The organism is Corynebacterium sp. (assembly GCF_030532715.1).
Classification (GTDB): domain Bacteria; phylum Actinomycetota; class Actinomycetes; order Mycobacteriales; family Mycobacteriaceae; genus Corynebacterium.
The window spans coordinates 369544-382823 of the sequence record NZ_JAUNKO010000002.1; the positions used below are offsets into that span (position 1 = coordinate 369544).

Genomic DNA, 13280 nt, shown 5'->3' on the forward strand with positions numbered 1-13280 from the left:
GCATCCTATCCGAGGATTACCCGAACAGGTTCGCCCACCTGGATGGTGTGGGCGCCCTGTGGAATAACAGCTAAGCCCTGAACGCGTGCGAGCGAAGCAACGAAATGGCTTCCTAGGCCGCGGCAGTGCGTGCTACTGGCATGAGGCTCTGGTGTGTAACGCAGCACCACGGGGACAAAGCGATCACGAGTTCGGTGGGCGGGGAACTCGGATTCGGCGATTGCCATGACGTTTGGGCGGTGTTGCAATGGCACAGGAGTTTGACCGCTCAACGCTTGGAGTAGAGGCCGGACGAAGATTTGAAATGAAACGTAGACGCTTACCGGATTTCCTGGCAGGCACAGGATTGGTGTGCCGTTAACAGTGCCGGCGCCTTGTGGTTTGCCGGGTTGCAGTGCCACGTTGCCGAACCAAACGGTATCGGCTAGGGCCTCTTTGACGACATCGAACGCGCCAGCAGAAATGCCGCCGGTGGTGAGGATCAGGTCCGCATGGTCAATGGCATCGATCATTGCCCGAAACTCTGAGCTGGAGTCCTTGGCCACGGGGAGCAGGTTGGTATCTGCGCCTTGTTCTTCGCAAAGTGCGGCGAGTAGGGGACTATTGGAGTTGGGGATTTGATTTTCCACTTCGTCGCCAGTGGCGATGATGGCGACGCGGACTGGTTTGAACACAGTCACCTGGGTGTTGTTCGTGGCAATGAGGGCAGAGATTGCCGCGGCGTCAATACGGCTGCCTTTGGGGAGGACAAGTTCGCCGAGTTGCATGTCTTCGCCGCGAGTTCGAATATGTGCCCTAGGTGTGGGGGCGGTAAATATGGTAATCGAACTTGGCAGCGGATAAGGGCCGCGCGGGATATCAGTGTTCTCGACCGGTACCACGGCGAGGTCTGGGTGTTCGGGGACGGGGGCACCGGTCATGATGCGCACCGCGCACGCTTGGTCCGGCATGGTTGCTTCGCCTCCCGCTGGGACGTCGCCCACTATCGGAAACGTCCATGGGCCGTCGTCACGGAAATCCTGCGCAAACACGAGGAACCCATCCATTGCCGAGTTGTGAAACGGTGGTACCGGAGCCTGAGCATACGTATTTTTTGCCAGCGTGAGTCCCGAGGCTGTTTGCGGGGCTGTAGAGAACGTTGAGGGAGTGGAATCGGCGAGGTTGAGCACCGCGTCGTAATGCTCGGAAAGGCTGCGGAACATTGCTGGTGTACTTTCGGCTAGTGTTGCGGTCAGAGGTGAGGAAAATATGGGTTCGGGACGTATTACAGACCAGAAAATAGTGTTGTCGGAATTAGTTGAATTAGTGGCCGATGATTGTGCCGGTGCAATAGCCACGTTTGATGGCCGCGTGCGGAATCACGATCATGGAAATGCGGTATCGAGTTTGGAATACAGTGCCCACCCAGCAGCGGCGCGGATAGTGCGTGAAATTGCGGAGTCGGTGCAACAAAAATATCAACTTCATCACGTAGCAATCGCACACCGCGTTGGTCGTTTGGAAATCGGGGAAACCGCACTCGCGGCGGCAGTAAGTAGCTCGCACCGGCAAGAATCATTCGCAGCCCTCGTTGCATTGGTAGACGAAGTGAAAGAAAAACTACCTGTATGGAAAAAGCAATATTTTACTGACGGTACATATACTTGGAGTAATTGCGCTTAACTGCTTGCAACGCTTAGCCACCAGCAAACGGCGGTAAAATATCCAATGTGCGTGCATTGCCGAGCTGTGGGGCGCGTGCCTGCACATCATCCACAAACACGCTGCATTGTGAGCGCATGGCGGCAACTTTGGGGTAGCGGGAATCCACGAGTTGGAGAGCATCATCAACCGTTGCGTCGTCCGGAACTTCGATGGTGGTTTCGTGTGTGCCGGCGGCCTCGGCAGCCGCCGCATAAAAACGAACCGTCACAACGTGCATGAGTGTCAGCCTCCAATAGCGGACATGGTGCGTAAGGGTTGCAGAAAGTCTGGGTCGTTGATGCCATGACCAGCAGGCTTTTCCAACATGGTTGCGGTCCAAGCCTGCACAATGTCCGCGTCGGAGGCGCCGGCGCGCAACAAACCCCGCAGATCCGTCTCAGCGTGGCTAAACAAACACGAACGGATCGCACCATCTGAAGTGAGTCGCGTCCGATCGCACGTCCCGCAGAATGGCGTGGATACCGTGGGGATGACGCCGATGAGCCCGGAAGGCAGGGCGTCGTCAAGTGATGTCGCCTGCCATAACGTTGCAGGGGCGGACTTGTCGTGTGCTTGTGCGCGAGTGAGCCGAAAGCGCCGCGACAATACGCGCAAAATATCCTCGGCGGTGTACATCGTCGCAGGGTCCCACGTATTGCGCGGGCCCAGCGGCATATGTTCAATAAATCGCAGCTGTAAGCCTAGGCGTAAGCAAAACTCCGCCAACGGCACAATGTCCTGCTCGTTGACACCGGGGGTAACTACCGCATTCACCTTCACTGGTGTCAACCCAGAAGTGAGTGCCGCTTCAATGCCGGCGAGCACATCGTGGAGCCGGTTTCGTCGCGTGATGCGTTCGTAGCGTTGCGGATCTAGAGAATCCAGCGAAACATTCACCCGATGCAATCCGGCCGCGGCAAGCAAGGCGGCATGGCGGGCTAAACTCACGCCGTTGGTAGTGATCGCCGTAGCTACCTCGCCGCCATCGGGGGTGCGTAGCGCTACCGTGCGCGCAACAATGTCTGCGAGGTTTTTCCGCAACAACGGTTCGCCACCCGTAAAGCGTACTTTGCGAATGCCGAGCATGGTTACCCCAATGCGGATTAGTCGGACTACTTCCTCGTCCGTCAGGTGCTGCGAGGTTGGAATCCATTCGAGGCCTTCGGCGGGCATACAGTACGTGCACCGAAGGTTGCACCGGTCTGTCAATGACACACGCAAATCTCGTGCGACACGACCATGGCGATCTCGGAGGACTCCCGCAACAGCGGTTTCGGTCGCGCCGGGCTGGGGCACAAACGAGGTAGTCACACGTTTAGGCTACGCGAAACCGCCGATTAAATCCAGATAAACCCGTGAAAAATAGTGGTGTTGGCCTACTTCTCCCCGGGCCCCTTGAGTTTGATCACGCGGAAGTCGCCGTTCGCAAGGTGTTTGCGCAGGTCCTTTTTGTCAAACTTATCCACGGACGTTTTATCGATGGAATCCACAAACGCCCAATATTCGGGAAGCATCCAGGCGGGCAGCTTCTCCCGCAACCCGTCCCGCAACGTCTCCGCAGTCTCGCGGGTCGCCGGCACACCGCTGTGCAGCACCGTCACCGCCAGTGGGCGCTCCCCCCACTTATCGTCGGGGAAACCAATAACCGCGGCCTCCACCACGCTGTCCGACTCCATCACCAAATTTTCCAATTGCACCGAGTAAATCCACTCCCCGCCGGAACGAATCACGTCGCGCGCACGGTCCTCAATAGTAAGGAAACCGTCCTTCGACACCGACCCCACATCCCCAGTGCGCAACCAGCCGTCTGCCGTGAACTTCTCGCGGGCGTCGTCAACGTCCTTGCCGCGGAACTCGTGGGCCGCACCCCCAGCTAGCTCCGCAGGGGAATGATAGTACGACGCTGTGACCCAATTGCCCCGTACCTGAATCTCTCCCTGGTTACGGTCCGTGCCGGTCACTTCCTCGCCGTCGTTGACCACGCGGTACTCAATGGATGCGGGAAACCGCCCTTGGCTAATGCGGTAATTCCAACGCGCCTCACCACTGACCCCCGAGGGTGGGCGCGCCACGGTACCAATCGGTGAGGTTTCCGTCATGCCCCAAATGTGGATCACGTCCACCCCGTACCGTTCCTCCCACAACTTAATCAGGATCGGCGGTGCCGGCGACCCCCCAACAAAAATCTCCACCAGGGACATGCGCTCCGGAGGGTTGCTCAAATAGTGCACCATGAGTGAAATCCACAACGTGGGCACGCCGTGCGCCACCCGTGGGTGCGTCTGCGCAATAATCGTGGCGAGTGTGGCAGGGGATAAATCTCGTCCCGGAAACACGAGTGGTGCGCCTGACATAAACGCCGCCACCGGTACGCCCCAGCTCAACACGTGGTAAATGGGCACACAGCACAAAAACGGCTCGCCGTGGGTGATGGCAAAGGAATCTGTGGTGCGCAGGCTCATCGAATGCAAATACATGGAGCGGTGCGAATACACGACCCCCTTAGGGGCACCCGTCGTGCCCGTGGAGTACACAATTGCGGCGGCCGTGTTTTCCGGCAATTCCGGCCACGGAAAATCGGTGCTGCGGCCGTCAAGCAACGCCTCATACGAATACGTGGCCACGTGTTCCGGCACGGCAGCGTAGGCCTCACCAAGGTCGTCTTCGCCAATAAATACCACGGCGCGCACCGTCGGGCAGTGCTGGAGCAACGCGCCGAGCTGTGTGGCCAGCCGCGGGTCCGCCACGATGACTTCATTTTCGGCGTGGTTAATAATGTGCTGGATTTGATCCTGCATTAATTGCTTATTCAGTGGGTTGCATACCGCCCCCATGCAGGAAACCGCGAACAAGGTTTCTAAGTGCTCGGCGCAATTGTACATAAACGTGCCTACGCGCTGATCGCCATCAATGCCTAACTCGTCGCGTAACGCATAGGCTAACGCGGCCGCCCGGGCGCCAATCTCAGCGAAGGTGGTTACCGCGGGGCCGTCAACCCCCCACGTGGTGACGGTGGTGCCGCCGTGGACGCTGCTGCCGTAGCGCAAAATGCGGGATATGGACAGCGGGAGGTCATTCATTGTGCTGAGCATGAAGACCACTTTAGTGCCCGATTATCTATGTAGCGGGAGTAATGAGGTACACTGTTGCTGAACCGACAGGTCGCCCGTTCCAGGGGAGTTTGAGGCGCGAAAAGAAACGCCTGTTTCTGTGAGTATTTTCCCGCCGGGACGGAGCCTAATGTCCGTCGGATTCCGTACCCACTCGAACGTGAGTATCCGGTACGTCCACCTAGATTGGCCCCTATTCGCAGAGGATTTCTAAGGGGTTGACTGAATTCCACAGACGCACACCGGTTTGATTGAACCGGGGTTGTGCTACGAAAGGACATCTGTGACCGATACGGACACCACCGCAAACCTAGCCGCCCTCCGGTTGCCGGAGCTTCGCAGGATGGCGCAGACTTTGGGGATTCGCGGGATTTCAGCTATGCGCAAAGGCGCTTTGATTGAAGCTATTCAAGCTGCGAAGACCGCGAATGCGAACGCCGTCTCCCCGCAGCCCGTGGCGGAGCAGGCGGATGTTGCGGGGGACGCCGCGCCTGTGCACCGCCGCCGCCGTCGCGTGACCACCGACGTCATCGCTACCGCCGATGGCCAGCAAACGCCTAGCGCGGAAGCGCCCGCAGAACCTCCGGCAGTTGCGGAGACCGACGCGGATGAAAAGCTTACTTCCGAGGAGCGTGAGGCGGAGGAGCGCGAAGCGAAAGCTGAGGAGCGCCACGAGTCTCGCTCGCAGGCCCGCCGCGCACGCCGGAACCGGGCGCGCAGCAATCAGCGTGAACGCGAACGCCGGGAGCGCGAAGCGCAACGCGAGGTGGCAACCACCGCGGATGCTGGGGAGGCCGCCGCACAGCAGGATTCCCGGGGGGAGCAAACTCAAGAACCGGCGGTTGATACCGCGGACACCAGCGATCGCGGGGAGCGCCAGGAACGCGGGGAACGCCAAGAGCGAGGCGAACGAGGCGAGCGCCATTCCCGGGATCGGGATGACGATCGTCGGGGGCGTCGGAATCGCCGTGACCGTGGCCGGAATCGCCGCGACCGTGATTATGTGGAGGAATTGCGCGAGGACGACGTGCTGCAGCAGATTGCGGGCATCGTGGAAATCCTCGACAATGGCAGCGCGTTTGTGCGTACGAGCGGCTACCAATCGGGCCCGGCTGATGTGTATGTGAATGCGCAGATGATTCGTCGTTTGGGCTTGCGCCGCGGCGATGCGGTGATCGGCCAGATCAAGGTTGGGGGACCGCAGCAGGTGCATGGCACGGGCCGCAACCGCCATAAGTACAACGTGTTGCAGCGCGTGGATCAGGTCAATGGGCTGACTGTGGAGGAGGCGCGCCAGCGCCCCGAGTTTGCCAAGCTCACGCCGCTGTACCCGAATCAGCGCCTGCGCCTTGAAACGGATCCGAAGATCTTAACCACGCGCGTGATTGACCTGATCATGCCCATTGGTAAAGGTCAGCGTGCGCTGATCGTGTCTCCGCCGAAGGCTGGCAAGACTACCATTTTGCAGAACGTGGCTAACGCGATTGCCACGAACAATCCGGAGTGCTACCTCATGGTGGTGCTGGTGGACGAGCGTCCCGAAGAAGTCACCGACATGCAGCGCAACGTCAAGGGTGAGGTAATCGCCTCGACCTTTGACCGCCCGCCGAGCGAGCACACTGCCGTGGCGGAGCTTGCTATCGAGCGTGCCAAGCGGTTGGTGGAGCAGGGCCAAGACGTGGTGGTGCTGTTGGATTCCATCACCCGGTTGGGCCGCGCGTACAACAATTCTTCGCCCGCCTCTGGCCGAATCCTTTCCGGCGGTGTGGATTCCAACGCACTGTACCCGCCGAAGCGGTTCCTCGGCGCCGCCCGCAATATCGAACACGGTGGTTCGTTGACCATTATCGCCACGGCGATGGTGGAGACCGGTTCCGCCGGTGACACCGTGATCTTCGAAGAATTCAAGGGCACGGGCAACGCGGAGCTGAAGCTGGACCGTAAGATTTCTGAGCGTCGTGTGTTCCCCGCGGTGGATGTGAACCCGTCCGGCACCCGCAAGGACGAGTTGCTGCTCGCCCCTGAGGAGGCGCGCATTATGCACAAATTGCGCCGCATTCTGTCCGCGCTGGACAATCAGCAAGCTATTGACCTGCTGATTAAGCAGCTGAAGAAGACGAAGTCTAATGGTGAATTCCTGATGCAGGTTGCGTCTTCCGCGCCGATGGCGGGCGCTACGGAGGAGGATTTCTCCTAATGTCTCATCAGGTTTCCGCCGTCGATGATATTCTCGCCGAATATCAGGGCTTGGAAATGCAGCTCAGCGACCCCGAGTTGCATAACGATGCCGCGCAGGCCCGCAAGGTGGGCAAGCGGTACTCGCAATTGCAGCCCATCATCAACGTGCACCGAGAGCTTTCGCAAGTGCGCGAGGATTTGCGCGATGCCCGCGAAATGGCGCACGAGGACCATGATTTTATCGCCGAAGTGGAGCGCCTGGCGGCCCGCGAGGTGGAGTTGGAGGAACAACTCGCCGACCTGCTTGCCCCGCGCGACCCGCACGACGGTGACGATATTGTGATGGAAATCAAGTCCGGCGCGGGTGGGGAAGAGGCGGCGTTGTTCGCCGGCGAACTTGCCCGCATGTATCAGCGCTACGCCGAGAAAAACGGTTTTAGCATTGAGATTCTGGGGTTGTCGGAGTCGGATTTGGGCGGCGTGAAAGACCTGACCATGTCCATCCGTTCGAAGCAGCCTTCGCGGGACGGCGCGTGGAGCGTATTTAAGTTCGAGGGCGGGGTGCACCGCGTGCAGCGCGTGCCGGTGACCGAGTCGCAGGGCCGCATCCAAACTTCGGCGGCTGGGGTGCTGGTGTACCCCGAGCCGGACGAGGTTGAGGCTGTGGAAATCGACGATAAGGATCTGCGCATTGACGTGTACCGGTCTTCCGGCAAGGGCGGGCAAGGCGTGAACACGACTGACTCCGCTGTGCGTATCACCCACCTACCGACTGGGATCGTGGTTACCTGCCAGAAAGAACGTTCGCAGATTCAGAACAAGGCTCGCGCAATGCAGGTACTGGCCGCACGCCTGCAGCAGCTCGCGGAGGAAGCCGCTGATGCGGAGGCCGCGGAGGGCCGTGCCGCCCAGATTCGTACGCTGGACCGCTCCGAGCGGATTCGGACGTATAACTGGCCGGAGAACAGGATCAGCGACCACCGCATCGGTTATAAAGCCAACAACCTTGACACGGTGCTGAACGGGGAGCTTGGCGACCTGTTTACCGCGTTGCAGGCAGCCGACCGCGCCGCCCGCTTGGAAGCTGAGTGACCTCCGTAGCCGCTGATCTCGCTCGCGCCGCCGCCACCTTGGCATCCGCTGGGGTGGCGTCGCCGCTTGTCGACGCCCGCCTTCTCGCCGCCCACTTCCTCGGTTGCGCACCCCTCGAACTGACCTTTCATTCGGGGGAGCTGCCTGAGGAATTTTGGCAGGCCGTGGCCCGCCGCGCCAACCGCGAACCCCTGCAACACATCACCGGCCTCGCGCCGTTTGGCCCGTTGGAACTCGCGGTCGGTCCCGGAGTGTTTATTCCGCGCCCTGAGACCGAAGCGCTGGCGCAATGGGCGTTGGATGCGTTGCGCGGCGTCGAGAAGCCGCGGGTGGTGGACCTATGCACCGGGTCTGGGGCGCTCGCCGTGATGATCGCGCACGCGCGTGCCGACGCCCACGTTCACGCCGTCGAATACTCAGCCGCGGCGCTACCTTGGGCACAGCAAAACATTCAGCGTTTCGCACCTCGCGTGCAGCTTCTTCACGGTGATGCGCGAAATGCTGGCATCTTGAAGCACCTTCCAAAAGGCGTCGATTTGGTTGTGAGTAATCCGCCGTATGTTCCCCTCGGCGCGGAGGTGGATGCGGAAACCCGGCACGACCCCCACGACGCCGTATTCGGCGGGGTCACCGGCATGGATACGATTACCGCGATGGTGCCGATCATCCATGCGCTTGTGCGGCGCGGCGGCCTGGTTGGTATCGAACACGATGACGCAACCGGCGAGCTTGTGCGGGCCGCGTTTGCCGCCCACGGGGGCTTTGTTACGGTCACACAGCACCGCGATCTGGCGGGCCGGGACCGTTTTGTAACTGCGAGTAAGCTGTAAAACCAAGAGTGAATCCTCAGGAGATGAAACGTGAGCCGAATTTACGATTGCGCCGATTCCGAAACCCGGGAACTCGGGTTACGGGCAGCGGTCAACGCGGTCAAGGGAGGGCGTTTGGTGGTGCTCCCCACCGACACGCTCTACGGCCTCGGCTGCGATGCCTTTGACAACGATGCGGTGGCCAAGCTCTTGCTGACCAAGCAGCGCGGCCCCGATATGCCGGTGCCGGTGCTGGTGGGAAGCTGGGACACCATCCAGGGTTTGGTTCGCGAATACACCCCGCAGGCCAAAGCGCTCGTGGAGGCGTTTTGGCCCGGCGGGTTGTCCATCGTGGTGCCGCAAGCCCCCAGCCTGCCGTGGAATCTTGGGGATACCCGCGGCACCGTCATGTTGCGCATGCCGCTGCACCCCGTGGCCATCGAATTGTTGCGCGAAACCGGACCCATGGCGGTGTCCAGCGCCAATATTTCCGGCCAGCCGCCAGCGACCACAGTCGCGGATGCTAAGCGGCAACTCGGCGCCGGCGCGGCGGCCTACCTCGATGGCGGGCCCTGCCCGGTGGGGGAAGCCTCCAGCATTGTGGATCTTTCCGGGGCGCAGCCGAAATTGCTGCGCGAGGGAGCCATTTCGGCGGACCGCATTGCCGAGGTCCTGGGCATAGCAGTGGAGGTGTTGCGCTGAGATGGGTGTTGCGGGTGTGCCATTGCGCGAGCTGGGCCTCGTTCTGCTCGCCGCCGCCACGGTGACGTATCTGGCCACCGGGTTGATCCGCCACTGGGTCGTACGCAGTGGGCAAATGCTGGAAATCCGGGATCGAGATGTGCACACCCAGTTGAAGCCGCGTTTGGGTGGCGCGGCCATGTTCCTTGGTTTTACCTGCGCGGTGTGGCTGGCGCACCAACTTCCGGCGCTTACCCGCGGCTTTAAACCCATCACTCCAGAAATGGATGCGGTGATGTGGGCTGCCGTGGTGATCGTTATCGTAGGCGTCATCGACGACCTGATTGACATCGATGCTTTGACCAAGCTGATCGGGCAGCTGCTCGGGGCCGTGATCATGAGTTTGGTGGGGTTGTCGTGGACGCTGGTGTACATCCCCTTTGGTGGTGGCACGACCGCCGTACTGGATCAGGTCCAGTCTACAATCTTGACCACCGTGTTTACGGTGATGCTGATCAACGCCATCAACTTCGTCGACGGCCTCGATGGATTGGCGGCCGGGTTGGGCATGATCGCGGGGTTGGCCATCTTGGTGTTCTCGCTGACGGTGCTGCACGATCAAGGGGGTACTGTCTCCGCGTATCCGCCGGCAATTATCGCCGCCGCACTGGTAGGCATGTGCCTCGGCTTTTTGCCACATAATTTCGAACCTTCGCGGATTTTCATGGGTGATTCCGGCGCCATGTTGATCGGTTTGCTGCTGGCGGCGGCGTCTACCTCGGCGAGCGGCAAGATCAATATGAGCTTGTACGGGACGGCGGATTTCATCGCTGTCATGAGCCCGTTCATCGTCGTCGTCGCCGCCATTTTCGTACCTGTGCTCGACTTGGTGATGGCGGTGGTGCGGCGCGTGTCCAAAGGTCGTTCCCCGTTCAGCGCCGACAAAATGCACCTGCACCACAGGCTATTGGAATTAGGGCATACCCACCGCAGGGTGGTCCTCGTGCTGTATACCTGGGTGTCCGTGGTGGCGTTCGGCGCCGTGGCGTTTACGATTCTGCCCGCAGGATATGCCTTTATCAGCGTTGGAATGGGTTTGCTTGTAGCTGCGGCGTTGACGGCGCGGCCGGTGCTGGATGCGCGGCGTCGAAACGCGGAACGAGCCCACGATAAGCGCTCAGTCCACGCACGGTAGGATGCTATAGCTGTGACTGCAACACCTTCGGAATACGACGACCCCCGCCGACCGCTGCTGCGTGCGCTCCGCTACGGCGGCTACGCGCTCGTGGTCATCTGCATAGCCTCGCTCGCGCTGTGGGGGTGGGTCGCCGACCTCGCCGGCGTGTGGGGGGTGTTGTTGGGAGCCGCAATAGGGGGTGGTTTTATGTTGCTGACAGTTCTTAGTGTTTTAGTGACATCGAATACATCGCCGTCGGTGACGGGGGCAGTGGTGCTCGGCGGTTGGCTGCTCAAAGTTATTGTTTTGATCATCGTTTTATACCTGATCCAAGATTTGACCTTCTACCACAAATGGGCACTTTTGGTTACCACAGTGTTGGCTTTGGTGGCGGTGCTGAGCAGTGAAGTTTGGGGCGTAATCACCACGAAAGTGACGTACGTACAGCCAGGAAACTAGGCGAGACGGCTACCCCCGTCCGTGACACACCGCGTGTGGTGTGACGTACCTTACAAAATTTTGTTTCAGCAGCTCAGGGCGCTTACATAAAGTGCTATATAAAGGGGTAGTTGCTACCCCCCGTGATACTTCGGAAAAACCCAAACGTACCTGTTATTCTATCGAGCGGGTAAGGGTGTCTAACTAAGGCGCAGGTTTATGAAACCTGTGAAAAGGATCGGCATTTTTCCCCAGTGGCCGCTGCGATGATGTGCGACGGAGTCCGTGGCGGTCCAGGTAGTTTTTCAGACGTCCATCGCACCGTACGGGAAACCCTGTACGGCCCGAACACGGGAGAGAACGCTGAGCGTTACAACACTGTCCATGCGGGGTGAGTTCCACGCACCCTCCCTGGAACACGAATTTTTCCCGGATGCCTTGTGGTTCGCAGATGTTGCGAACGGCTGGTTCACTATCGACCGTCTGATGTTCGTCCGCCTGTTAATGGCGGCTCTCGTGGCGCTGTTCTTCTTGGTGGCAATGCGGAAACCGCAAACGGTTCCTACTGGCCTCCAGAATGTCGCTGAGATTGCTCTTGATTTCGTCCGGGTGCACATCGCAGAGGAAATCCTTGGGAAGAAGGAAGGGCGCCGGTTCCTGCCGGTGCTGGCTACCATGTTCTTCCTGGTGTTTGCGATGAACTTGCCCTCGGTCATTCCGGGACTCAATATTTCGCCAAATGCGCGGGTGGGTATGCCCCTCGTGCTGGCGGTTTTCGGCTACCTAACCTTCATTTACGCCGGCACCAAGCGGTACGGCTTTTTTAAGTACATGAAGTCTTCGGTAGTGATCCCGAACCTGCCGCCAGCGCTGCATTTGCTGGTGGTTCCGCTCGAGTTCTTCTCGACGTTCATTATGCGACCGGCCACGCTGACCCTGCGTCTCATGGCCAATATGCTCGCTGGCCACATCATTCTTGTGCTGTTGTTCTCTGCCACCAACTTCTTCTTCTGGCAGCTGAATGGTTGGACGGCACTGTCCGGTGTGACCATCATCGCCGCGGTCGCGTTCACGCTTTTCGAACTTCTGGTCATTTTCCTGCAGGCATATATTTTCTCTCTGCTGTCGGCCGTATACATCGAATTGTCGCTGCACGCTGACGAACACTGACCCAGCCCGCCGAATGGCGGACCACAGTCAACCACAAATCCACACCAATTTTCGCCCAACGGCTTGCACGAGTCGCTTGGGCAGCTAGAAAGGGAACGACACTCTCATGAACGAAGTCATCCTCGCACAGGACGCCGCTGGCATCTCTGGCAACATTGCCACCGTCGGCTACGGCCTCGCCACCATTGGCCCCGGCCTTGGCATTGGCATCCTTGTTGGTAAGGCTCTCGAGGGTATGGCACGCCAGCCCGAAATGGCCGGCCAGCTCCGTACCACCATGTTCTTGGGTATCGCCTTCGTTGAGGCTCTTGCCCTCATCGGCCTGGTCGCAGGCTTCATCCTCACCTAAGACACGAAAGCTGGAGACTCATGACGAACGTCATTAACTACCTTGCGGCAGGAGGGGCGGAAACTCTTCCATTGGAAGAGCCCATCAACCCGCTGCTGCCTGCTACGTACGACCTCGTCTGGTCCGTCATTCCGCTCCTCGTCGTCGGCGTCCTGTTCTGGAAGCTGATCCTTCCGGCGTTCCAGCAAGTACTCACCGAGCGTTCGGAACAGATTGCGGGTGGTATCAAGCGCGCTGAAACCGCACAGGCGGAAGCAAAGGCTGCGTTAGAGAAGTACAACGCCCAGCTTGCCGAGGCGCGCGTAGAGGCCGCTCAGATCCGCGAAGAAGCCCGCGACAAGGGCAAGCAGATCATTGAGGAAATGAAGGCCCAGGCCACTGAAGAAAGCAACCGTATCATCGAAGCTGGTGAAAAGCAGCTTGCCGCACAGCGTGAGCAGGTGGTGGCTGAGCTGCGCCGCGAGATGGGGCAGAACTCGATCAACTTGGCAGAGCGCCTGCTTGGGGAGCAACTCTCCGACAACGTCAAGCGTTCCGGCACGATCGATAGTTTCCTGACCGATCTCGACACCGTGAACAACGCAGGAAAGTGA

General features: G+C 59.7%; 14 protein-coding genes. 10 read left to right on the forward strand and 4 right to left on the reverse strand.

Annotated elements, in window-relative coordinates; all coding sequences use genetic code 11:
• Positions 1-5 precede the first annotated feature (5 nt).
• Positions 6-1202, reverse strand: coding sequence for a gephyrin-like molybdotransferase Glp (gene glp / locus Q4D83_RS04760; RefSeq protein WP_303173440.1), 1197 nt, complete (start codon positions 1200-1202; stop codon positions 6-8).
• A gap of 46 nt (positions 1203-1248) precedes the next feature.
• Between glp and Q4D83_RS04765 the strand changes: the two genes are divergently transcribed.
• Positions 1249-1662 carry a molybdenum cofactor biosynthesis protein MoaE gene (locus Q4D83_RS04765; protein WP_303173441.1) on the forward strand — a complete coding sequence of 138 codons (414 nt, stop codon included), beginning with the start codon at positions 1249-1251 and terminating at the stop codon, positions 1660-1662.
• A gap of 13 nt (positions 1663-1675) precedes the next feature.
• Here the strand turns inward: Q4D83_RS04765 and Q4D83_RS04770 are convergent, their stop codons facing one another.
• The 3 genes from Q4D83_RS04770 to Q4D83_RS04780 form a co-directional block, all read right to left on the reverse strand.
• A complete protein-coding gene (locus Q4D83_RS04770; RefSeq protein ID WP_303173442.1) occupies positions 1676-1921 on the reverse strand; it encodes a MoaD/ThiS family protein in 246 nt (81 codons plus the stop codon).
• A gap of 5 nt (positions 1922-1926) precedes the next feature.
• Entirely contained in the window at positions 1927-2979 is a 1053-nt protein-coding gene (moaA, locus tag Q4D83_RS04775; protein ID WP_303173600.1) for a GTP 3',8-cyclase MoaA, read from the reverse strand.
• 80 nt (positions 2980-3059) lie between these two features.
• Positions 3060-4775 carry a long-chain fatty-acid--CoA ligase gene (locus Q4D83_RS04780; RefSeq protein WP_303173443.1) on the reverse strand — a complete coding sequence of 572 codons (1716 nt, stop codon included), beginning with the start codon at positions 4773-4775 and terminating at the stop codon, positions 3060-3062.
• A gap of 301 nt (positions 4776-5076) precedes the next feature.
• Here Q4D83_RS04780 and rho point away from each other — a divergent pair, with 301 nt between their 5' ends.
• From rho to Q4D83_RS04825, 9 genes are all read left to right on the forward strand, one after another.
• The gene (rho, locus tag Q4D83_RS04785) at positions 5077-6990 is read left to right on the forward strand and encodes a transcription termination factor Rho (protein WP_303173445.1); all 1914 of its coding nucleotides are present in this window, start codon (positions 5077-5079) and stop codon (positions 6988-6990) included.
• Positions 6990-8063 carry a peptide chain release factor 1 gene (prfA, locus tag Q4D83_RS04790; RefSeq protein WP_303173447.1) on the forward strand — a complete coding sequence of 358 codons (1074 nt, stop codon included), beginning with the start codon at positions 6990-6992 and terminating at the stop codon, positions 8061-8063. Before rho ends, prfA begins: the two co-directional genes overlap by 1 nt.
• Positions 8060-8893: a peptide chain release factor N(5)-glutamine methyltransferase gene (prmC, locus tag Q4D83_RS04795; RefSeq protein ID WP_303173449.1), complete on the forward strand. Its 834-nt coding sequence runs from the start codon at positions 8060-8062 to the stop codon at positions 8891-8893. Before prfA ends, prmC begins: the two co-directional genes overlap by 4 nt.
• 30 nt (positions 8894-8923) lie before the next feature.
• Positions 8924-9574 carry an L-threonylcarbamoyladenylate synthase gene (locus Q4D83_RS04800; protein WP_303173450.1) on the forward strand — a complete coding sequence of 217 codons (651 nt, stop codon included), beginning with the start codon at positions 8924-8926 and terminating at the stop codon, positions 9572-9574.
• 1 nt (position 9575) lies between these two features.
• Positions 9576-10748: an MraY family glycosyltransferase gene (locus Q4D83_RS04805; RefSeq protein ID WP_303173451.1), complete on the forward strand. Its 1173-nt coding sequence runs from the start codon at positions 9576-9578 to the stop codon at positions 10746-10748.
• A gap of 12 nt (positions 10749-10760) precedes the next feature.
• A complete protein-coding gene (locus Q4D83_RS04810; protein ID WP_303173452.1) occupies positions 10761-11189 on the forward strand; it encodes a hypothetical protein in 429 nt (142 codons plus the stop codon).
• 363 nt (positions 11190-11552) lie between these two features.
• On the forward strand, positions 11553-12338 hold the full coding sequence (gene atpB / locus Q4D83_RS04815) for a F0F1 ATP synthase subunit A (protein WP_303173453.1): 786 nt from the start codon (positions 11553-11555) through the stop codon (positions 12336-12338).
• A gap of 106 nt (positions 12339-12444) precedes the next feature.
• Positions 12445-12687 carry an ATP synthase F0 subunit C gene (locus Q4D83_RS04820; protein ID WP_303173455.1) on the forward strand — a complete coding sequence of 81 codons (243 nt, stop codon included), beginning with the start codon at positions 12445-12447 and terminating at the stop codon, positions 12685-12687.
• Positions 12688-12707: 20 nt separating this feature from the next.
• On the forward strand, positions 12708-13280 hold the full coding sequence (locus Q4D83_RS04825; protein WP_303173457.1) for a F0F1 ATP synthase subunit B: 573 nt from the start codon (positions 12708-12710) through the stop codon (positions 13278-13280).

Coding starts and splice junctions, on each gene's coding strand:
- glp (WP_303173440.1), bottom strand. CDS start 1,202: ATGTTCCGCAGCCTTTCCGAGCATTACGACGCGGTGCTCAACCTCGCC.
- Q4D83_RS04765 (WP_303173441.1), top strand. CDS start 1,249: ATGGGTTCGGGACGTATTACAGACCAGAAAATAGTGTTGTCGGAATTA.
- Q4D83_RS04770 (WP_303173442.1), bottom strand. CDS start 1,921: ATGCACGTTGTGACGGTTCGTTTTTATGCGGCGGCTGCCGAGGCCGCC.
- Q4D83_RS04780 (WP_303173443.1), bottom strand. CDS start 4,775: ATGCTCAGCACAATGAATGACCTCCCGCTGTCCATATCCCGCATTTTG.
- prfA (WP_303173447.1), top strand. CDS start 6,990: ATGTCTCATCAGGTTTCCGCCGTCGATGATATTCTCGCCGAATATCAG.
- Q4D83_RS04805 (WP_303173451.1), top strand. CDS start 9,576: ATGGGTGTTGCGGGTGTGCCATTGCGCGAGCTGGGCCTCGTTCTGCTC.
- atpB (WP_303173453.1), top strand. CDS start 11,553: ATGCGGGGTGAGTTCCACGCACCCTCCCTGGAACACGAATTTTTCCCG.
- Q4D83_RS04820 (WP_303173455.1), top strand. CDS start 12,445: ATGAACGAAGTCATCCTCGCACAGGACGCCGCTGGCATCTCTGGCAAC.
- Q4D83_RS04825 (WP_303173457.1), top strand. CDS start 12,708: ATGACGAACGTCATTAACTACCTTGCGGCAGGAGGGGCGGAAACTCTT.